We start from the raw sequence: 21,047 nt of genomic DNA on the forward strand, positions 1-21,047 counted from the left end.
TAACCTCTTGAGGCAGCCATAGCAACCTTCAGCACGAGGTCAGGATTGTTGATGAGACCCGTGCCGGGAAGCCAGGCTTCCCGGCAACTCCCAAAGCCTATTCTGCCGCTACGCCCATGCGCATGCGTTCCATCTCGATCAGCGCGCGGCGATATTCGACCGGCATGATCTTCCGGAACTTCGGCCGGAAAGTCGCCCAATTGTCGAGGATCTCGCGGCCTCGCGCCGAACCCGTGTAATGGACGTGGTTCGAGATCAACTGATAGAGCCGCTCCTCGTCATGGCTGGTCATATCGCCCGACACGTCGACACGACCTTTGTGGTCGAGGTCACCGCCATGATGGAGCAGTTTCTCCATCAGATCGTCTTCCTCCGGAACCGGCTCCAGTTCGACCATCGCCATGTTGCAGCGCGCGGCGAAGTCGCCTGCCTCGTCGAGCACATAGGCGACGCCGCCCGACATGCCAGCTGCGAAGTTGCGGCCGGTCTGGCCGATGACGACGACGATGCCGCCGGTCATGTACTCGCAGCCATGATCGCCGACGCCTTCGACGACGGCGGCGACGCCCGAGTTGCGCACGGCAAAACGCTCGCCGGCGACGCCGCTGAAATAGGCCTCACCCTCGGTCGCGCCGTAGAGCACCGTGTTGCCGACGATGATGGACTCGGCGGCAACGATCTTCGTGTTCTCTGGCGGGCGGATGACGATGCGTCCACCCGACAGACCCTTGCCGACATAGTCGTTGGCGGCACCGACCAGCTCGAACGAGACGCCGCGCGCCAGGAAGGCGCCGAAGGACTGACCGGCCGTGCCAGTGAGCTTCACCGAGATCGTGTCCTCGCGCAGGCCCTTGTGCTTGAAGCGCTTTGCCACCTCGCCCGACAGCATGGCACCCGTCGAACGGTCGACATTGCGGATCGGCAGCTCGATGCTGACCGGCTGCCTGGCGTCCAGTGCCGGCTTGGCGAGTTCGATCAGCTTACGGTCGAGCACATCGTCGATTGGGTGCTTCTGCCGTTCGGTCCAATGCACCGCCTCGTGCGGGGCATCGGGCTTGAAGAACATCTTGCTGAAATCGAGTCCGCGCGCCTTCCAGTGCTGGATCAGTGCGCGCTTTTCCAGAAGGTCGGTGTCGCCGATGATCTGGTCGAGATGGGTGTGGCCCATCTCGGCGAGCAGCGCCCGCACCTCTTCCGCCACATAGAAGAAGAAGTTGATCACATGTTCCGGCGTGCCCTTGAAGCGCTTGCGCAACACCGGGTCCTGCGTCGCGACGCCGACCGGGCAGGTGTTGAGATGGCACTTGCGCATCATGATGCAGCCGGCCGCGATCAGCGGCGCGGTCGAGAAGCCGAATTCGTCGGCGCCGAGCAACGCGCCGATGACGACGTCGCGGCCGGTGCGCAGGCCGCCATCGACCTGCAGCGCGACGCGCGACCTGAGGCCGTTGAGCACCAGCGTCTGGTGCGTCTCGGCAAGGCCCATTTCCCACGGACTGCCGGCATGCTTGAGCGAGGTCAGCGGCGATGCACCCGTGCCGCCGTCATAGCCCGATATGGTGATATGATCGGCACGCGCCTTGGCGACGCCGGCCGCAACCGTGCCGACGCCGACTTCGGACACCAGCTTGACCGACACATCCGCCGCCGGATTGACGTTCTTCAGGTCGTAGATGAGCTGCGCCAGATCCTCGATCGAGTAGATGTCGTGATGCGGCGGCGGCGAGATCAGGCCGACGCCCGGCGTCGAATGCCTGACCTTGGCGATGGTGGCATCGACCTTGTGGCCGGGCAGCTGACCGCCCTCGCCCGGCTTTGCGCCTTGCGCGACCTTGATCTGCATCATGTCGGAGTTGACCAGATATTCCGCCGTCACGCCAAACCGCCCGGAAGCGACCTGCTTGATCGCCGAACGTTCCGGGTTCTTGCCACCGCCCGGCAGCGGCAGGTAGCGGTCGGCTTCTTCGCCGCCCTCGCCGGTGTTCGACTTGCCGCCGATCGTGTTCATGGCGCGCGCCAGCGTGGTGTGCGCTTCCCTGGAGATCGAGCCGAAGGACATCGCTCCGGTCGAGAACCGCTTGACGATATCGGCCGCCGGCATGACTTCGTCGAGCGCGACCTTCTTACGCCCGCTTTCTTCGGCGAGCCTGATCTTGAACAGGCCGCGAATGCTCTGCGCCCGCGCCGTCTCGCTGTCGATCTGAGCGGAATAGTCCTTGAACGTCTCCCATGAGCCCTGGCGCACGGCGTGCTGCAAGGTGGCGACCGCATCGGGCGACCAGATATGAGCTTCGCCGCGCATGCGGAACATGTATTCGCCGCCGACTTCGAGGCTATTGCGCAGCACCGGGTCGTTGCCGAAGCCGTCGGTATGGCGGCTGACCGTCTCGGCCGCGATCTCGTCCAGCCCGACGCCTTCGATCAGCGTCGCGGTGCCGGTGAAATACTTCTGCACGAAATCCGACTTCAGTCCGATCGCGTCGAAGATCTGTGCGCCGCAATAGGACTGATAGGTCGAAATGCCCATCTTGGACATCACTTTGAGGATGCCCTTGCCGATCGACTTGATATAGCGGGTAACGACTTCGTAGGCGTCGACCTCCGCCGGCAGCTCGCCGCGCTTGTGCATGTCGAGCAACGTGTCGAAAGCCAGGTAAGGATTGATCGCCTCGGCGCCATAGCCGGCAAGACAGCAAAAATGATGCACCTCGCGCGGCTCGCCGGACTCGACCACGAGCCCCACCGACGTGCGCAACCCCTTGCGGATCAGATGATGGTGGACGGCCGCCGTCGCCAGAAGTGCCGGAATGGCGATACGGTCCGGCCCGAGCTGACGGTCGGACAGGATAATGATGTTATAGCCGCCGGCGACCGCCGCCTCGGCGCGCTCGCACAGCCGGTCGATGGCGCCCTGCATGCCGGCCGCGCCTTCGCTCGAAGCATAGGTGATGTCGATCGTCTTGGTGTCGAAGCGATCCTCGGTGTGGCCGATGGAGCGGATCTTCTCGAGATCGCCATTGGTCAGGATCGGCTGGCGCACTTCGAGCCGCTTGCGGCGCGAATTGCCGACGAGGTCGAAGATGTTCGGCCTCGGCCCGATGAAGGACACCAGGCTCATCACCAGCTCCTCGCGGATCGGGTCGATCGGCGGATTGGTGACCTGGGCAAAGTTCTGCTTGAAATAAGTGTAGAGCAGCTTCGATCTGTCCGACATCGCCGAGATCGGCGTGTCGGTGCCCATCGAGCCGACCGCTTCCTGGCCCGTCGTCGCCATCGGCGACATCAACAGCTTGGTGTCTTCCTGGCTGTAGCCGAACGCCTGCTGGCGGTCGAGCAGCGAAACGTCCCTGCGCAGCGCGCGCGGCTCGACCGGCTTCAGGTCTTCGAGGATGAGCTGGGTGTTGGCGAGCCAGCTTTTGTAGGGATGCCTGGTTGCGATCTCCGACTTGATCTCCTCGTCGGAAACGATGCGGCCCTTCTCCAGGTCGATCAAAAGCATGCGGCCTGGCTGCAGCCGCCACTTCTTGACGATCCTTTCCTCCGGCACCGGCAGGACGCCGGCTTCCGAGGCCATGATGACGCGATCGTCGTCGGTGACGATGTAGCGCGCCGGGCGCAGCCCGTTGCGGTCGAGTGTGGCGCCGATCTGGCGTCCGTCGGTGAAGGCTACCGCCGCCGGCCCGTCCCACGGCTCCATCAGGGCCGCGTGGTATTCGTAAAAAGCCTTGCGGTCTTGATCCATCAACTTGTTGCCGGCCCAGGCTTCCGGGATCAGCATCATCATCGCATGGGCGAGCGAGTAGCCGCCCTGCGTCAGGAATTCGAGCGCATTATCGAAACAGGCGGTGTCCGACTGCCCCTCATAAGAGATCGGCCACAGCTTGGAGATGTCGTTGCCGAACAGTTCGGAATCGACCGAGGCCTGCCGCGCCGCCATCCAGTTGACGTTGCCGCGCAGCGTGTTGATCTCGCCATTGTGGGCGACCATGCGATAAGGATGCGCCAGCTTCCACGACGGGAAGGTGTTGGTCGAGAAACGCTGGTGGACCAGGATCAGCGCCGTCTCGAAGCGCGGATCGGTCAGGTCCTTGTAATAGGCGCCCACCTGATAGGCCAGGAACATGCCCTTGTAGACAATGGTCCGTGACGACATCGACACGACGTAGAAGCCATTGTCGACGCCCTTGGTCTCCTCATGGATGCGACCGGAAATGACCTTGCGCAGGATGTAGAGCCGCCGCTCGTAATCGTCGTCGCTCTCGATCTCGGCGCCGCGACCCAGGAACACCTGCCGCTGGACCGGTTCGGAAGCAGCGATATCCGGCGCCTTGGACAGCGATGAATTGTCGACCGGCACATCGCGAAAGCCGAGCAGCGGCTGGCCTTCGAGCTGCGCCACCTCGGCGATGATGCCTTCGATATGCGCCTGAAGCTCAGGATCGCGCGGCATGAACACATGGCCGACGGCGTAATGGCCGGGCTTGGGCAATTCGACGCCTTGGTTGGCCATTTCCTCGCGGAAGAAGCGGTCGGGAAGCTGCACCAGCACGCCGGCGCCGTCGCCCATCAGCGGATCGGCGCCGACGGCGCCGCGATGCGTCAGGTTCTCGAGCACGGCGAGCCCGTCCTTGACGATCTGATGCGACTTCACGCCCTTCATGTTGACGATGAAGCCGACGCCGCAAGCATCGTGCTCGTTGCGCGGATCGTAGAGGCCTTGCGCGGCAAAGCCGGTATGGGTTCGCCCGATATTGGTCAGAGACGGATTTTTGACGGCTGGCGCATTCGTCTGCGCGGCCGGGCCGTTCGTCGCAGATGGCGTCATTTCCGTCATCATCCTGTCCTCCATTCCCAGCCCTTAGGGCGCTGGTTTGCGTCGGGAAGCGCTTGGCTCCCCCTTCATCCTTGCGGCACGTCTTGCGAAATCCTTGCGAACCAGGCGACCTGGTTCGCATCCGGTAATCGTACAGGCCAGAGCCAGGCTGTCTACCTGTCGCTCACGGCAACGGCCGGAGAGGCCCAATGATACGCCAATCCAGCCAGATGTGTGCGACAAAATAAGACAGCACTACTGTCCTAAATTTTTTATGACAGAAATCCCGGACGCGCACAAGACCGATTCATGAAAATCTTGGACATTCCACGACAGAAAATTACGCATAGCCATATCAGCACGTAACCTTCGGTCGTTTATCTCCACCGTCGTCTCTCCCTGGCTTTACCGGTTTTCCGGCACTTGGCACTTGCGAGCAGGATGCGAAAGCGGCCAAGGTTGCATAGATTTTCCCAGCACAGGCAAACGCATGAATTTCGCTTCCGACAATTGGGCAGGCGCCCATCCCAGCATCGCTGCGGGGCTATCGGCCCATGCCGGCGGCTTTTCCACCGCCTATGGCGACGGCGCCCTCGACCAGGCCGTCTACCAGCGCTTCAACGAAATTTTCGAGCGCGAGGTCGCGGTGTTTTTCGTGGCGACCGGCACCGCCGCCAATTCGCTGTCGCTGACCACCTACAACAAATCAGGCGGCATTTCCTTCTGCCATCGCGAATCGCATGTCATCGAGGATGAATGCGGCGCACCGGAATACTTTACCGGCGGCTCGCGGCTCTATGCCGTCGACGGCGCGCTGGGCAAGATCGATCCGAACAAGCTGGAAGCGGCGGTGGACCGGTTCGCGCCTGAAATCGTCCATTCCGGGCGTCCGATGGCGGTGTCGATCACCCAGTCGACCGAGGTCGGCACCATCTATTCGCTGAACGAGATCGCCAGGATTTCAGCGATCGCCAAGCATCACAAATTGCCGCTGCACATGGATGGCGCCCGCTTCGCCAATGCGCTGGTCGCACTCGAGACGACGCCTGCGGAAATGACCTGGAAGCGCGGCGTCGACATCCTCTCCTTCGGCGGCACCAAGAACGGCTGCTGGTGCGCCGAGGCTGTCGTGCTGTTCGATCTGGACCGCGCCAGGGAACTGGCCTTCCTGCGCAAGCGCGCGGCGCAATTGTTCTCGAAATCGCGCTTCGTCGCTGCGCAGTTCGAAACCTATTTCAAGGACGGCCTGTGGCTCGACACGGCCCGGCATGCCAACGCCAAGGCAGCTCACCTTGCGGCAATGATCGAGGATTCCCGGTCGGCGCGTCTGGCCTGGCTGCCGCAAGCGAACGAGGTCTTCGCGGTGATGAAAAAGGCCGAGGCTGAAAGGGTGCAAATGGCCGGCGCCGCTTTCTACGATTGGCACAAGCCGCATGACTTCGACGGTCATATCGGCGAGGACGAGGCGCTCTACCGTTTCGTCACCAGCTTTGCGACCACGGCCGAAGAGGTCGACCGCTTTGGCCGGCTAATTGCTGGATAACGGGGACCTCATTCACCAACGAAAAAGGGCGGCGCCAAGCGCCGCCCTCCGTCCCTGAGATCGTATGTGTGACGCAGCTACGCGGCGGTCTTGGCTTCGATCTGCTTGGCCTTGGCCGAAGACGCGGTGATCGCGATCTTGCGGGGCTTCAGCTCCTCGGGAATGTTTCGCTTGAGGTCGACGAAGAGCAGGCCGTTCTTCAGCGAGGCGCCGACGACTTCAACATGGTCGGCAAGCTGGAAGCGGCGCTCAAAGGCCCGGCTGGCGATACCGCGATAGAGCAGTTCGGAGCCTTCGCCATTGCCCTCTTCCTTGCGCTCACCCTTGACGGTCAGCACATTGCGGTGAGCTTCGATCGAGAGCTCGTCGTCCGAGAACCCGGCGACGGCCATCGAGATGCGGTAGGAATCCTCAGCCGTGCGCTCGATATTGTAGGGCGGGTAGGTCTGCGCGCTTTCAGGCTGCGCAAGCGAATCGAGCATCGTGAACAGCCGGTCGAAACCGACGGTCGAACGATAGAGCGGGGAAAAATCAACGTGACGCATGGTGTGTTCTCCTGTTGAGCAACAAGGTTTGCGTATGGCCGGTGCGAAACCCGTAACGGCGTTCCGGATAGGCCAGCGGCCCCGACATTGGCGGCCGCAACAGACATTTGGGGAACACGTGAAAGCATTTCAAGATTTCTCGATGAACGGCAGATGAACCGGGGCTTCGGCGGACGTTCAGCTAGGCGGCGCTAGACTGCTTCCAGGATTAGGGAACAGGCGGCGGTTACGGCGCCGCGCGTCCTCTCGGACGCGCAAAGCACGCCGTAACACTTTGATTGCGCATGATCCCAGCGAAAATCGGGTCCGATTTTCGGGGTCATGCGCGAGGCGCCGCAACGAGGCCGACCGGGTGTAACGTCCCTTCCTCCCGGATCGACAGAGGCCGGAAGCACGCCGCAAGCTGCTTCCGGCCTCACTCGCTGGCTGCCCCGTTCAGCCCTTCCAACGCGTCCAGAATTCCTTTGCTTTTGGTGCATGGGCGTCTATGCCTACCAAAGCTTGCGCATGCAGGCAGCGACACACAAACGCAGCGCCGAATGGACCTCTTCAACGAAATTCCCCTCTTCCGCGAAATTCCGGGCAATCCGCTGCCGGAAAATGCGGTAGGTGGTTTCTTCACAACGCGCGACGGCAAGAATATCCGCTACGGCCTCTTTCCCGCCGTTGCGCGCCCCATGAAGGGCACCGTGGTCGTTCTGACCGGCCGCAACGAGTGCATCGAAAAATATTTCGAGACCATCCGCAATCTTGCCGACCGCGGCTTCGGCGTTGCCACCCTCGACTGGCGCGGCCAGGGCGGGTCCGACCGGCTGATCGGCGACCGCGAGCGCGGCTATGTCCGCAGCTTCTTCGACTACACCAGCGACCTGGAACAGTTCTTCGAGGAGATCGTGCTGCCCGACTGCCGGGGGCCGTACTACATATTGGCCCATTCGGCTGGGGCGGTGATCACGCTGCTTGCTGCGCCGTCAATGGTGAATCGCGTGCGGCGCATGGTGCTGATCGCCCCATTCCTAACCGTGCCCGACCTGCCGGTTTCGATAACCACCGTTCGCCGCGTCTGCTCGCTGTTCTGTCTGCTGGGCCTTGGCAAGCTTTATGCCGCCTGGGGTCCGCGGCCCAGGAAAACCATACCCTTTGCCGCCAACATGGTGACATCAGATCCGGAGCGGTATCGGCGCAACACGCTTATCTACGAGACCTACCCGCAACTGGCGCTCGGCGGCCCGACGATCCGCTGGCTGAAAGCGGCGGCGGAGGCGTCCGAGGCCATCAGCGATCCCGACTTCATCGCCAGGATCCAGGTTCCCTTGCTGGTGATCGCCGCTGGCGCCGACCAAGTCGTCTCGACCAAGGCGGTGGAAACCTACACCCGACGTCTGCGCCTCGGTTCGCTGCTGGTGATCGATGGCGCGCGCCATGAAATATTGCAGGAAGCCGACTTCTATCGCGAGCAGTTCCTTGCCGCCTTCGATGCCTTCATCCCGGGAAGCGACGACGCGGCCTGATTGGAACGCCGCGTCTCTTGGCTTTACGCCTGGCGAGCGAAATCCATGATCCAGTTGGTCTCCCAGTTCTTACCACCATCCGGTGAAAAAGCCTGCTCCCAGCGCGCCGAGTTTTCAGTGATCCGCGACCAGAGGAAGCGAACCTGGATCGGGCGGCCGTCGAATACGTCTTCGCACAGGAATGTGCCGACGCCTGCATCGAAGGTGCCGCGCATCGGGATATCGATGGTCGCCGGATTGCGGCCGTCGATCCACCAGATCGACCATTGTCTCGCCGCAGGATCGAACGTCCGCAGCGTGGCGGCGCGATAGGCGCCGCCGGGCAATTCAATGACATTGTCGTCGAAATTGCCGAGGCCGCCAAGGATCGAGTGCACTTCGCATGTCCCGCCAAACACGTCCCAGTTCGTGTCACTTTGCAGGCGCTTCTGCAACCTTCGATGGCTGACGTTCCAGCGTCCGAAGAAGAAATCGAAGTCGGCCCGGCCGTCTGCCGGAGCATCTTCGGAACGGCTGGTTGTTGATTGCGTCGGCATGTGAACCCCTCCCGTGACAGTATCTCCATAGCAGAGGGCTACTGACATCCTCCTGTCAGGAGCGTGGACTATCATCGCCCTGGGCGCTTTGGGCCGCAATGGCCAGCTGCCCAGCCGGTTCAGCCACGCAGCGCGGCCATCGCGGCGGTGTGAAGCTCCGGCGTTGCCGCAGCCAGGATGTCGCCGCCACCTTCCGCCGGTCCGCCTTCGAAGGTGGTGACGACGCCACCAGCCTTCTCGATGATCGGGATCAGCGCGACGATATCGTAGGGTTTCAATCCGGGGTCGGCGACGATGTCGACGCTTCCCGCCGCGACCATGGCGAAAGCATAGCAGTCGGTGCCGTAGCGGGCGAGCTGGACCTGTTTTTCGAACAGGTCGTAGCGCAGGCGCGCGTCTCCCTTGAATAGTGCCGGCGTGGTGGTGAACAGCGTCGCCTCGGCAAGGCTTGTCGTCTTGCGTGTCGTCAGCCTCCGCGGCCCGCCCGGACCTTCATAATGAGCACCGGAAGCGTTGGCGTAGAAAAGCTCGCCGGTGAATGGTTGCGACATCATGCCGGCGACGGCATCGCCATCGACCGTCAGCCCGACCAGCGTTCCCCACACCGGCAGGCCGGAAATGAAGGCGCGCGTCCCGTCGATCGGATCGATCACCCAGATATGCCTGCTGGAAATGTTCTCGCTGCCATGCTCCTCGCCGAGGATGCCATGATCGGGATATTCCGCTGATATCAGCGCCCGGATGACTCGCTCAGCCTCGCGGTCGGCCTCGGTGACCGGGTCGAAGCTGCCTTGCTCCTTGTTGGCGACCGCGCCCTGGCTGCGGAAGCGCGGCAAGGTTTCGGCTGCGGCGGCAAGCGCAATGCGCCGCATGAAATCGATGCTGATGTCCAACTGATTCTCCCGCGTTGCAGCGTGCTGGAACCGTCGTTTGCCTGTGGTTTTCCGCCAAAACAAGGGCGTGCGAAGATTTTTGCGCATCCACGACTGTTGCTCGAATGCAACGCTGGCGTCCTCGAAATACGATTTCCACATCACAGTGAATTAAAAACGCCTTTCGGCGGCTTGACATTTGTGCAGCGCACAATAGATTTGTTCTCGGACAGGTTTTCCTGTCCATGCCCTCCTTGGGCGTTTCCTCCCTAGACTTCGACCGTGTCGTGCAAACGATGCGGTCTTTTTTTCAGCGCGGCATCCAGCGCACACGCGCCTTTCCCGACCCGCACGCTGACGCCTTTATCTGGCACAAGATCTCTTTATTTGGCGCAGAATCCTTTGCAAAAATCGATTCCGATTTTTGGCATCATTCGGCGGCAAGCGGCAGATCGATAAAATCGTGATCGGGCATCGCCATCAGGTCGGCCGAGAATTGCGCCAGATCGTCGGCGAGCGCATCGAAGCCGGCGGATTTCTGGAACGTCCGCTCGTTCATGTAGAGTCCGCGATTGACCTCGATTTGCAGTGCATGGAGATGGCGCACGGGGCGGCCGTAATGCTCGGTGATGAAGCCTCCGGCGTAAGGCTTGTTATGGGCCACGGTATAGCCCATGCCGATGAGCAGGCCGATCGCCGTCTCGGTCAACGCTGCCGAGGCGGACATGCCGAAACGATCGCCAACGATAAAATCCGGCCTGAGACCGCTGTCACCGACCCTGATGCTCGCCGGCATCGAGTGGCAATCGATCAGCACGGCAAAGCCGAACCGTGCATGGGTCCTGGTCAGAAGCCGTTTCAGCGTCTCGTGATAAGGCTTGTAGACAGCCTCGATACGCGCGACGGCTTCCGCCAGTGGCAAGCGGCCGGCATAGATGTCGAGCCCCTCTCCCACCAACTTGGGCACGGTGCCAAGCCCGCCGGCCACGCGCGCCGAGCGGATGTTGCAGAAGGACGGCACGGGCTCGGCGAACATGCGCGGGTCGAGTTCCCAAGGCTCCCGGTTGACGTCGAGATAGGCGCGCGGGAAGTTTGCCGCCAGCATCGGCGCGCCGAGCGCAACGGCGCCACCGAACAATTCGTCGACGTAGCAATCCTCGGACCGGCGGATGGCGTTTCGGTCCAGCCTTGCCATGGCCAGGAACCGGTCCGGATAGTGGCGGCCGCTATGCGGCGAGTTGAAGAGGAAGGGAACGCGCTGTTCGGCGCCCGACCGGATTTCGAAGGCTGGAACGACCGAAAAATCTTCGGCTGCCGTTTTCAATTTGAACGAACCCAAAAAAACCAATGCATCATGATTGGAAAGTGCCACCTCGCCGGCCGCATGTCCAGCATTTCGGCGGCTGAACCGCTTTGTTAAATGCGGATTGGGCTCTTCATCGTTCACTTGATGTTTACCGTCACCTCCTCATATACAGGATGGTTAACGGGCTGCCCCACGGCAGTTTCGGGTGGGTGATTCGGACGGGATAAGATGGCACGCATTCTACTGGCGGAAGACGACGACGACATGCGCCGGTTCCTCGTCAAGGCGCTGGAGCGTGCCGGCTACCAGGTCAGCGATTTCGACAATGGCGCCAGCGCCTATGAGCGGCTGCGCGAAGAGCCCTTCTCACTGCTCCTGACCGATATCGTCATGCCGGAGATGGACGGCATAGAACTCGCCCGCCGCGCCACCGAGATCGATCCCGACCTCAAGGTCATGTTCATCACCGGCTTCGCCGCCGTTGCGCTCAATCCCGATTCCAAGGCGCCGAAAGACGCCAAGGTGCTGTCCAAGCCGTTCCACCTGCGCGACCTCGTCAACGAGGTCGAGAAGATGCTGCAGGCAGCCTGACACGCTTTTAGGCGCATCTTGATCGACGAGACAGACCGGGCATTCTTTCCCTTTTCCCACTATTGACGCGATGGACCAAAAGTGGTGTATGCGCGGCTTCGGATGGGCGTGTAGCTCAGCGGGAGAGCACTGCATTGACATTGCAGGGGTCACAGGTTCAATCCCTGTCACGCCCACCATCCGAACTACAGTCCATCTCTCATAACTGCTTCGCTTTCGCCTCGGGTTCAAATCCGATCGTCGCGTCCGGCTAATGCATGTCGCGCAAAAGTGCGCAGCGGTTTTGCGATAACGACATGCATAAAAACAAGAACTTAAAGCGCGTCGCATGAATCCGTTCAAACGCGACGCGCTTTAGTGCCGGCGAGAAGCCATGAACGGGTCGGAGAGCGCGCGCCCGAAGCTTGGGAAGCCGTCCCGGCTCGAACCAGGACGGGCGATATCGGATCGGATCATTGTGGTGTTGGGTCTGGCGTATTTCCCGGCCTGCCTCCCCCCTTGCCTTCCCGGCACGGCACGTCGCCTGCACCGCAGCATTTGCCGCTGTAGACCGTTTTCGAATTTAACTTGTCGCACTCTCTCGTCACCGTTGTTTGACAACCCGCCAGCACCGAAGCTGAAACGACAGCAAGAAAGATGTTTCGTATCGCAATAGACATGAGAAGCTCTCCAAGATTGCCCGCGCTTTGCAAACGCAGTGCTTGGTCGCTTCTCGGCCCGTATTGGTTCACAAGAAAAATTGAAGGACAGTTGGAACGTCCGCGACGGTCGTTCGCTTCCGGGCGCCTTGCGACGCGCTTCAGGGCCGCCTAGGCGGTTATCTCCGGCGGCAATCAGCGTCGATTGAGATCAGGCCGCGCCGAGGCGGAGATCGCCCTTCTCGATATGCCGGAGAAACCAAGCATAGGTCTGCTCCAATCCACTCTGAAGCGAGTACTGTGGGCGCCAGCCCGTCGCAAACAGACGCGACACGTCCATCAGCTTGCGCGGCGTGCCGTCCGGCTTGGTCGCATCGAATGTGAGCACGGCATCGGCGCCGACAACGGAGAGCATGGTGCGGGCCAGCTCGGCAATGGTGATGTCTTCGCCCGAGCCAACATTGACATGGCTGTCGCCGGAATAGTTTGTCAGCAGCCAGACCAGAGCGTCGGCGGCGTCGTCGACATGCAGGAATTCGCGCATCGGCGTGCCCGATCCCCAGACCTCGAGGGTTTTGTCGCCGGCGCGCTTGGCCTGGTGCGCCTTGCGCATAAGGGCCGGCACGACATGGCTGGTGGAGAGGTCGAAATTGTCGCCGGGGCCATAGAGGTTGGTCGGCATCGCCGAGATGTACTCGACACCATATTGGCGCCGATAGGCTTGGCAAAGTTTCAGTCCAGCGATCTTGGCGATCGCATACCATTCGTTGGTGGGCTCGAGCGGACCGGTGAGCAAAGCATCCTCGGAGATCGGCTGTGCCGCAAACTTCGGGTAGATGCAGGACGAACCGAGAAATAGCAGTTTCTGCACCTCGTTGCGAAAGGCGCTCTCGATGACATTGGTCTGCATGATGAGATTGTCCTGCAGAAAATCGACCGGCAACCTGTCGTTTGCCAGGATACCGCCGACCTTGGCCGCCGCCATCACCACCGCATCCGGCCTGTGGTCAGCCATCCAGCGTCGCACGCCGGCCTGGTCCATAAGATCGAGTTCATCGCGGGATGCGGTCAGGACCTCGCAGTCCTCGCCCGCCAGCCTGCGCAATATGGCGGAGCCGACCATGCCGCGATGCCCGGCCACGAAAACGCGCTTGCCCTGAAGGTCGAAACTCATTGGCGTATCCCTATGCAGAAAACGGCCGCTATGACCATCTGGCGGCGGCGCGCCGGATGGGCCTGCGTCGGACGCATACCGCATACAGATTTGCCCAGACAAGGCAAATCGGAGATTTGGGCGAACTCTTCTAGTGGGATGGCGATCAGACGCCCGCCACGGCACACAGGCTCTTCATTCTTGCGATGGCAAGCTCCGGGTCGGCCAGCAATCCGGCCTGGTCGGCAAGACGGAACACATCGGCATAGTGGCAAATGCCGCGCGCCGATTGCATGCCGCCGACCATCGAAAAATGCTCCTGGTGGCCGTTCAGCCATGCCATGAGGACGATACCGGCCTTGTAATACTCGGTCGGCGCCTCGAAGATTTTCCGCGACAGAGGTACCGTCGGCGCCATCATCGCGTCATAGCCGGCGCGGTCGCCGTCGGCCAGTTTCGCCAGCGCGGCATTGGCGACCGGCGCGATGGCGTCGAAAATGCCGAGCAGCGCGTGCGAGTGCCTTTCGCCATCGCCCGCGATCAATTCGGGATAATTGAAATCGTCGCCGGTGAACATGATCACCCCTTCTGGCAGCCGGTTCCTGAGCGCGATTTCCTTGTCGGCATCGAGCAGTGATATCTTGATCCCCTCGACCTTGCCGGCGTGGCGTTCGATGATGGCGACCACCGTGTCGAGCGCGGTCTCGAAATCATGGCTGCCCCAATAACCCTTCAGAGCCGGATCGAACATGTCGCCCAGCCAGTGCAGGATGACCTTGCCGGATGCCTGAGACAGAATGCGGTCATAGATGCTGATATAATCGTCGGGACCCTTGGCGACAGTCGCCAGCGCGCGGCTGGCCATCATGATCGCCTTGCCGCCCAGGCCTTCGATGAAACCGAACTGCTCCTCATAGGCCGCGATGACATCGTCGAGCGTCCTGGCGGCGCCTGGCGCCAGATGGTCTGTTCCGGCACCTGAGGCGAGATCGGCGCCCTCGACGGTTCGCGCCTCGGCGATCGAGCGGCGGATCAATTCCCTAGCGTTTGCCCAGTCGAAACCCATGCCGCGCTGCGAGGTGTCCATCGCCTCGGCGATGCGGAAGCCTAGACGCCACAGATGATGGCGGAATGCCATCGTGCACTCCCAGTCGACCGCGGGATGGGACCACGGATCGGTCATCGCGAGGGGATCGGCAACGACATGGGCGGCGGCATAGGCGATGCGCGAAAACCGTGCGCCGATCACCGGCTGTGCCGGCTGGCCGACAAGGCGGTAGCGAGTGCTGCGACCGCCCTCTTCGGGCAAGGCAATGTCCATAGATCTCTCCCTTGGTCGCGCCTATAAATGGAACGTTCCAATAAATCAAGAACCTTTATGTCCCCGATCTCGGTCTCGCCGAATGCTGCATCGCAGCGACAAACCCTTGAAGAGCACCGGCTGCACCCGCTAAGCTCCCGTTTTTCTAGCTCGGAAAAAATCCCGATTGACTCAAATCCAACACAGGGATTAGAACGTTCCAATAATTCGACCAGAAAATACCGGGAGGACGGATCTGGATGGCCAGCAGGCCCAAGGCGACGATACTCGACATTGCCCGCGAGGCCGGCGTGTCCAAGTCGACGGTGTCGCTCGTGCTGCAGGGCAGCGGACTGATCCGGCCTGAGACCGCGCTGAAGGTTCGCAAGGCGATCGAGGATGTCGGCTATGTCTACAACCGCGGCGCCGCCAATCTGCGCAAGGCCCATTCCAACGTCATCGGCATGGTCATCAACGATCTCACCAACCCCTTTTTCGCCGAAATGGCGGTCGGCATGGAGCGCGTCTTCCAGTCGGCAGGCATCGTGCCGTTCATCGCCAACACCGCGGAGAACCCGGTGCGCCAGGAGGAAGTGCTGAAATCGCTGATGGAACAAGGCGTCGCCGGGCTGATCGTGTCGCCGGCGCGCGGCACGACCTCAGGTGCTTTCCGCCGCATCGAGATGGCGGGCCTTCCGATCGTCTTCACCATGCGCCGCCTTCCCGAAAGCCGCATCCCAGTGATCGCGCCCGACAATCATCGCGGCGCCTGGCTCGCCACCGCCCATCTGATCGGCAAAGGGCATCGCCGGCTGGTCTTCTTCGGCGGCTCATCGGACCTGGTGGTCTATCACGAGCGGCTGGGCGGTTTTCGCGAGGCCTGCGAAGCGCTCGGCATCGCCAAACGCGATACACTCGTCGTCGAAGGCGAAACCAGCCGCAAGGGCGGCATTGCCTGTCTGGAGACGGCCCTCGCGATGGCCGAGCCGCCGACCGCGGCACTGTGCTTCAACGATGCGGTCGCCTTCGGCGTCATGCTGGCGCTGCGCAAGCGCGGACTCGAGCCCGGCGCGGATTTCGCCGTTGTCGGCTTCGATGACGTGGTCGAAGCCCAGCATTACATGCCGGCGCTGACCAGCGTCGCGGTGGATTCGGCGGGCCTCGGCGAGCGCGCCGCCCACGTCATGCTGAAGATGATCCAGTCGCGCACCACGCGTGCCGAGGATCATATCGGCGCCGTCAACCTCGTCGTCAGGGACAGTTGCGGTCCTGATCGCAGCGCGGGAATGGGAGACGCGGCATGACCGTGAAATGGGGCCTGGTCGGCGCGAGCACGATCGCCAGGCAGTTCATGATCAGCGCCATCCGCGCGCAACCGAACAGCGAGATCGCGGCGGTGATGAGCTCCAGCCGGGAGCGAGCCACGGCCTATGCCAAGGAGAACGGCATCCCGCTCGCCGTCTCGACGCTCGATGAATTGCTCGCCCCCGACATCGACGCCGTCTACATCTCGACCACCAACGAACTGCATCTCGAACAGGCATTAGCCGCCATCAAGGCGGGAAAACATGTGCTGTGCGAAAAGCCGCTGGCGCTGACCAGCGCCGATGCGCGCACAATGGTCGCCGCCGCCAAGGCCGCCGGCATCGTCCTCGGCACCAACCATCATCTGCGCAATGCCGGCTCGCACCGGGCGATGCGCGAAGCCATCGCCGCCGGCCGTATCGGCAAGCCGATTGCCGCGCGCGTCTTCCACTCCGTCTATCTGCCGGAAAACCTGCAGGGCTGGCGCATCGCCAGGCCGGAAGCGGGTGGCGGCGCAGTGCTCGACATCACCGTGCACGATGCCGACACGCTGCGCTTCGTGCTCGGTGACGATCCGCTGGAGGTTTCGGCGTTCACGCAGGCCGCAGGCATGGCCAGCGGCGGGCTGGAAGATGGCGCCATGTGCATCTGGCGCTTCAGATCGGGCATCATTGCCCAGTCGCATGAGGGCTTCACCACCAAGTTCGCCGGCACCGGCTTCGAGGTGCATGGCAGCGAAGGCTCCCTGATCGCGAAAGATGTGATGACGCAGATGCCGATCGGCTCTGTACTGCTGCGCACGGCAAAGGGCGAGGAAGAATTGAGCTTCGACCGCGAGGATCTCTATGTCACGTCTTTGCGCCAGTTCCATGCGGCGATCGGTGGCGAAGACCAGCCGTCGGCCACCGGCGAGGACGGCGTCTGGTCGCTGACATCAGCCGAGGCGGCGTTGCAATCCGCAAAGTCCGGCAAATCGGTCGCGATCGATCCGAAACTCGGGGGCGTAGGGTGAGCAAGCTCGTCTCCGCCGCGCAAGCCGCCAGCCTAATCAGGGACGGCATGGTCGTTTCCGTGTCGTCGTCGAGCGGTCTCGGCTGCCCGGATGCGGTGCTTGCCGCCATCGGTGAGCGCTTCGACGCGGAAGGCCATCCGAAGGGTATCACGACGCTGCACCCGATCGCCGCCGGGGACATGTACGGCATCAAGGGCATCGACCATCTGGCCAAGCCCGGCCTGTTGAAGCGCACGCTGTGCGGCTCCTATCCCTCCGGCCCGTCATCCTCGGAGCCGCCGCAGATCTGGAAGATGATCGGCGACAATTCGGTCGCCGCCTACAATGTGCCTTCAGGCATCCTGTTCGACATGCACCGGGAGGCTGCTGCCAAGCGCCCCGGCGTGCTGACAAAGGTCGGGCTCGATACGTTCGCCGACCCGCGCCATCAGGGCTGCGCCATGAATGCGGCGGCCAGCGAGCCGATCGTTTCGGTGCAGCAGTTCGACGGTGATGAATGGCTCTATTTCCGCTCGATCGTGCCCAATGTGTCGATCATCCGCGCCACGACCGCCGACGAGCGCGGCAACCTCACTTATGAGCACGAGGGCGCCTATCTCGGCGGGCTGGAACAGGCGCTCGCCGCCCGCAACAATGGCGGCATCGTCATCGCGCAGGTCAAGCGGGTGGTCGAGAACGGCACGCTGAAGCCGCATGACGTGCGCGTGCCAGGTGTGTTGGTCGACCACATCGTGGTGGCGCCCGACCAGTTGCAGACAACGCTGACGCCATATGACCCGGCGATCTCGGGCGAGATCTTCCGGCCGCTGTCGACCTTCCGCAATGCCGAGATGAGTGTCCAGAAGGTGATCGCGCGACGCGTCGCCATGGAGCTTGCCGACGGCATGGCCGTCAACATTGGCTTCGGCATCTCGGCCAATGTGCCGCGCATCCTTCTCGAGGAAGGCCAGCACGGCAAGGTCACCTGGGTTATCGAACAGGGCGCGGTCGGTGGCGTGCCACTGCTCGACTTCAAGTTCGGCTGCTCGTCGAATGCCGACGCATTCATGCCTTCGCCACACCAGTTCATCTACTTCCAAGGCGGCGGTTTCGACGCCTCGCTGCTGTCCTTCCTGCAGATCGACCGCCATGGCTCGGTCAACGTGTCGAAGCTTTCGGCGCGGCCGCATGTCACCGCCGGCGCCGGCGGTTTTGTCGACATCACCGCGCGGGCGAAGAAGATCGTGTTTTCCGGCTTCTTCAATGCCGGGGCCAAGCTGTCGCTGGCCGATGGCGGCATCCGCATCGATGGGGAAGGCAAGATCAAGAAAGTGGTCGGCGAGGTCGAGCACATCTCGTTCTCGGGCAAGCGCGCGGTCGCGCAAGGACAGGACATCACCTATGTCACCGAGCGCTGCGTGATGAAGCTGACGTCGGATGGGCTGATGGTGACTGAGCTGGCACCGGGCATCGACCTTCAGCGCGATGTGCTGGCGCAGGCCGAGAGCCCGCTCGGTATCGCCAACGATCTGAAAGTGACACCTGACGCACTCTACCGGGATCGGCCGATCGGTCTGTCGCTCAATGGCTCTGCCTCGCTCGGAGGCGCGCATGGCTGAGCATCTTGTCACCTTCGAAATCGACGGCGCTCTCGGCATTGTCACGCTGCGCCGGCCGGAGAAATTCAACGCGCTCGACATCCCGATGCTGCGCACCCTGGAAGCCGCGCTCGACACGGCGGAAGCTGCGGACGGTGTCCGCGCCGTGCTGCTGTGTGGCGAAGGCAAGGGTTTTTGCTCGGGTGGCGATGTCGAAGCGTGGTCGCAAATGAGTGCCGCCGACTTCCAGGTGCAATGGGTGCGCTACGGCCATCGCGTCTTCGACCGGCTGGCGCGGTTGCGGCAGCCGACGATCGCCGTGCTGTCCGGCCATGCGCTGGGCGGCGGGCTGGAACTGGCGGTCGCCTGCGACTTCCGTGTAGCCGAGGCGCATGTGAAATTGGGCTTCCCGGAAACCTCGATTGGCGTGGTGCCCGGCTGGTCCGGCACGCAGCGCGCGGTGCGCCGTTTCGGCGCGCAGACGGTGCGGCGCATGGCAATCGGCGGCGAGATTTTTCTCGCCTCCGAGGCGCTTGCTCTGGGCATCGTTGACCGCGTGGTCGAAACTGGCAACGCGTTCGCCGCAGCCAACGCGTGGGCCGCCAAGATCGCCGAGCGTGGCCCGCTGGCAACCGAAGCCGCCAAGCTGATGATCGCGGTCGCCGAGGGCGAGGAAAGTGCTGCCGCCACAGAGGCGTTGGCCAGCGGCTTCATCGCGCTGACCGGCGATCTCAAGGCCGGCGTCGGCGCTTTCAAGGCCAAGCAGAAACCAGCGTTTTCAAGATCCTAGAATGCAAGCGGAACCTCACATGAACTTGACCCTCGAGATCGCCATGCCCGCCGAGGCATCCGCAGCGCCGAAGACTTACCGGCTGCTGATCGACGGCAAGTTTGTCGATGCCCGCGACGGCCGGACGCTGGAGCGCAACAGCCCCGGCCATGGCTTCACCGTTTCGCGCTATGCGCAAGCCGGCGCGGCAGAAGTCGAGGCGGCGGTGACCGCCGCGCACAAGGCTTTCGAGGTCGGCCCCTGGCCCCGCATGAAGGCAGCAGAGCGCGCCGCGATCCTGCTCAAGGCAGCGGATCTGATCGAGGCGCGGCTCGAGGACATCGCCAGGCTCGACGCGCTGGAATCCGGCAAGCCGATCGCCCAGGCGCGCGGCGAGATCGGCGGCGCCGTCGACATCTGGCGCTATGCCGCGGCGCTTGCCCGCACGCTGCATGGCGAAACCTACGCCAATCTCGGCGACGCCATGCTGGGCGTCGTGCTGCGCGAACCGATCGGCGTCGTCTCGATCATCACGCCATGGAATTTTCCGTTCCTCATCGTCAGCCAGAAACTGCCGTTTGCGCTCGCCGCCGGCTGCACGGCGGTGGTCAAGCCGAGCGAGATGACCTCGGCCTCGACCTTCGTGCTCGGCGACATCCTGATGCAGGCCGGCTTGCCGGATGGCGTCGTCAACATCCTCGCTGGCCTGGGCGCCGATGTCGGCGCGGCGATGGTCAGCCATCCGCTGGTCGAGATGGTGTCGTTCACCGGCTCCACTCGGGTCGGCAAGATGACCATGGGATCGGCTGCGAGCACGCTGAAGAAGGTTTCGATGGAGCTCGGCGGCAAGAACGGCCAGATCGTCTTTCCCGACGCCGACCTCGAAGCCGCCGCCGACGCAGCGGTGTTCGGCGGCTTTTTCAACGCCGGCGAATGCTGCAACGCCGGCAGCCGGCTGATCGTCCACGAGGCGATCGCCGACGACTTCCTTGGCGCAGTGAAGGCGCTCACCGCCCGGGTCACCGTCGGCGATCCACTCGATGACGGCACCAAGGTCGGCGCGATGATCTCTTCCGAGCACCTGGCCAAGGTCACCGGATACGTGACGGCGGCGGCAAACGACGGCAGCAGCGTCTATAGCGGCGGCAAGCAGATCGCCTCCAGTGCCGGTCAATATCTCGACCCGACCATTCTTCGCGGCGTAACCGAAGACATGGCCATTGCACGCGAGGAAGTGTTCGGCCCGGTGCTCTCAGTGCTGACCTTTGAATCGATTGAAAAGGCGTTGCGCATCGCCAACAACACGCCCTATGGTTTATCGGCGGGCGTGTGGAGCGCCAGCATCGACACCTGCATGTCGGTGGCGCGGAATGTGCGTTCGGGAACCGTTTGGGTGAACACGTTCATGGAAGGTTATCCCGAGCTGCCTTTCGGAGGCTACAAGCAGTCCGGTCTCGGACGCGAACTCGGCAAGCGCGCCGTCGAGGATTATACCGAGGAAAACAATCCAGTTTCATCGTGGCCAGCGCACCGGATGGTGGGTCGGCTGAGTTGGGAAGAACCCGGCGGGCAACCG

The 21,047-nt window shown here is 62.6% G+C and carries 14 protein-coding genes, 1 tRNA gene and 1 pseudogene; 9 read left to right on the forward strand and 7 right to left on the reverse strand.

The annotated features are described in order from the left end of the window. Positions 1–97: 97 nt before the first annotated feature. Complete coding sequence (gene gltB, locus RPG13_RS29930) at positions 98–4,834, reverse strand: glutamate synthase large subunit (RefSeq protein ID WP_128284585.1); 4,737 nt, start codon at positions 4,832–4,834, stop codon at positions 98–100. Between the two features lie 469 nt (positions 4,835–5,303). Here gltB and RPG13_RS29935 point away from each other — a divergent pair, with 469 nt between their 5' ends. Then, a complete protein-coding gene (locus tag RPG13_RS29935) occupies positions 5,304–6,356 on the forward strand; it encodes a threonine aldolase family protein (protein WP_127294516.1) in 1,053 nt (350 codons plus the stop codon). A 77-nt stretch (positions 6,357–6,433) separates the two neighbouring features. On the opposite strand, the gene RPG13_RS29940 is transcribed toward RPG13_RS29935, so the two are convergent. After that, positions 6,434–6,901 (reverse strand): Hsp20 family protein, encoded by a 468-nt coding sequence (locus RPG13_RS29940; RefSeq protein WP_095484062.1) that lies wholly within the window; start codon positions 6,899–6,901, stop codon positions 6,434–6,436. A 539-nt stretch (positions 6,902–7,440) separates the two neighbouring features. Between RPG13_RS29940 and RPG13_RS29945 the strand changes: the two genes are divergently transcribed. Continuing rightward, entirely contained in the window at positions 7,441–8,412 is a 972-nt protein-coding gene (locus tag RPG13_RS29945) for an alpha/beta hydrolase (protein WP_337126689.1), read from the forward strand. 23 nt (positions 8,413–8,435) lie between these two features. On the opposite strand, the gene RPG13_RS29950 is transcribed toward RPG13_RS29945, so the two are convergent. The 3 genes from RPG13_RS29950 to RPG13_RS29960 form a co-directional block, all read right to left on the reverse strand. Further along, positions 8,436–8,948, reverse strand: a complete 513-nt coding sequence (locus RPG13_RS29950) for a DUF1579 domain-containing protein (RefSeq protein ID WP_126105119.1) — start codon at positions 8,946–8,948, stop codon at positions 8,436–8,438. A gap of 119 nt (positions 8,949–9,067) precedes the next feature. Beyond that, positions 9,068–9,841: a histidinol-phosphatase gene (gene hisN / locus RPG13_RS29955; RefSeq protein ID WP_095484228.1), complete on the reverse strand. Its 774-nt coding sequence runs from the start codon at positions 9,839–9,841 to the stop codon at positions 9,068–9,070. A 409-nt stretch (positions 9,842–10,250) separates the two neighbouring features. Beyond that, entirely contained in the window at positions 10,251–11,192 is a 942-nt protein-coding gene (locus RPG13_RS29960; protein ID WP_095484227.1) for an N-formylglutamate amidohydrolase, read from the reverse strand. 162 nt (positions 11,193–11,354) lie between these two features. Between RPG13_RS29960 and cpdR the strand changes: the two genes are divergently transcribed. Next, positions 11,355–11,717, forward strand: coding sequence for a cell cycle two-component system response regulator CpdR (gene cpdR / locus RPG13_RS29965; RefSeq protein WP_006199474.1), 363 nt, complete (start codon positions 11,355–11,357; stop codon positions 11,715–11,717). Positions 11,718–11,821: 104 nt separating this feature from the next. After that, a tRNA-Val gene (locus RPG13_RS29970) sits at positions 11,822–11,896 on the forward strand. Between the two features lie 670 nt (positions 11,897–12,566). Here the strand turns inward: RPG13_RS29970 and fcl are convergent. Together fcl and RPG13_RS29980 are read right to left on the reverse strand one after the other, a co-directional pair. Next, positions 12,567–13,529, reverse strand: coding sequence for a GDP-L-fucose synthase (gene fcl / locus RPG13_RS29975; RefSeq protein WP_095484059.1), 963 nt, complete (start codon positions 13,527–13,529; stop codon positions 12,567–12,569). Between the two features lie 145 nt (positions 13,530–13,674). Next, positions 13,675–14,829 carry a dihydrodipicolinate synthase family protein gene (locus RPG13_RS29980; protein ID WP_127205835.1) on the reverse strand — a complete coding sequence of 385 codons (1,155 nt, stop codon included), beginning with the start codon at positions 14,827–14,829 and terminating at the stop codon, positions 13,675–13,677. A gap of 239 nt (positions 14,830–15,068) precedes the next feature. Between RPG13_RS29980 and RPG13_RS29985 the strand changes: the two genes are divergently transcribed. From RPG13_RS29985 to RPG13_RS30005, 5 genes and pseudogenes are all read left to right on the forward strand, one after another. Further along, on the forward strand, positions 15,069–16,112 hold the full coding sequence (locus RPG13_RS29985; protein WP_337126690.1) for a LacI family DNA-binding transcriptional regulator: 1,044 nt from the start codon (positions 15,069–15,071) through the stop codon (positions 16,110–16,112). Continuing rightward, the gene (locus tag RPG13_RS29990) at positions 16,109–17,125 is read left to right on the forward strand and encodes a Gfo/Idh/MocA family protein (protein WP_337126691.1); all 1,017 of its coding nucleotides are present in this window, start codon (positions 16,109–16,111) and stop codon (positions 17,123–17,125) included. Before RPG13_RS29985 ends, RPG13_RS29990 begins: the two co-directional genes overlap by 4 nt. Next, positions 17,122–18,723, forward strand: a complete 1,602-nt coding sequence (locus tag RPG13_RS29995) for an acyl CoA:acetate/3-ketoacid CoA transferase (RefSeq protein ID WP_337126692.1) — start codon at positions 17,122–17,124, stop codon at positions 18,721–18,723. Before RPG13_RS29990 ends, RPG13_RS29995 begins: the two co-directional genes overlap by 4 nt. Then, positions 18,716–19,492, forward strand: a complete 777-nt coding sequence (locus RPG13_RS30000; RefSeq protein ID WP_337126693.1) for an enoyl-CoA hydratase/isomerase family protein — start codon at positions 18,716–18,718, stop codon at positions 19,490–19,492. Before RPG13_RS29995 ends, RPG13_RS30000 begins: the two co-directional genes overlap by 8 nt. A 19-nt stretch (positions 19,493–19,511) precedes the next feature. After that, positions 19,512–21,021 (forward strand): annotated as a pseudogene (locus RPG13_RS30005) (aldehyde dehydrogenase family protein). Positions 21,022–21,047: the final 26 nt, after the last annotated feature.

This window comes from Mesorhizobium sp. ISC15 (genome assembly GCF_037162615.1).
Lineage (GTDB): Bacteria > Pseudomonadota > Alphaproteobacteria > Rhizobiales > Rhizobiaceae > Mesorhizobium > Mesorhizobium mediterraneum.

Bases quoted from the DNA above. Each gene is read 5' to 3' on its own strand.
- gltB (WP_128284585.1), bottom strand. From the start codon at position 4,834: ATGACGGAAATGACGCCATCTGCGACGAACGGCCCGGCCGCGCAGACG.
- RPG13_RS29935 (WP_127294516.1), top strand. From the start codon at position 5,304: ATGAATTTCGCTTCCGACAATTGGGCAGGCGCCCATCCCAGCATCGCT.
- RPG13_RS29940 (WP_095484062.1), bottom strand. From the start codon at position 6,901: ATGCGTCACGTTGATTTTTCCCCGCTCTATCGTTCGACCGTCGGTTTC.
- RPG13_RS29945 (WP_337126689.1), top strand. From the start codon at position 7,441: ATGGACCTCTTCAACGAAATTCCCCTCTTCCGCGAAATTCCGGGCAAT.
- RPG13_RS29950 (WP_126105119.1), bottom strand. From the start codon at position 8,948: ATGCCGACGCAATCAACAACCAGCCGTTCCGAAGATGCTCCGGCAGAC.
- cpdR (WP_006199474.1), top strand. From the start codon at position 11,355: ATGGCACGCATTCTACTGGCGGAAGACGACGACGACATGCGCCGGTTC.
- fcl (WP_095484059.1), bottom strand. From the start codon at position 13,529: ATGAGTTTCGACCTTCAGGGCAAGCGCGTTTTCGTGGCCGGGCATCGC.
- RPG13_RS29980 (WP_127205835.1), bottom strand. From the start codon at position 14,829: ATGGACATTGCCTTGCCCGAAGAGGGCGGTCGCAGCACTCGCTACCGC.
- RPG13_RS29985 (WP_337126690.1), top strand. From the start codon at position 15,069: ATGGCCAGCAGGCCCAAGGCGACGATACTCGACATTGCCCGCGAGGCC.
- RPG13_RS29990 (WP_337126691.1), top strand. From the start codon at position 16,109: ATGACCGTGAAATGGGGCCTGGTCGGCGCGAGCACGATCGCCAGGCAG.
- RPG13_RS30000 (WP_337126693.1), top strand. From the start codon at position 18,716: ATGGCTGAGCATCTTGTCACCTTCGAAATCGACGGCGCTCTCGGCATT.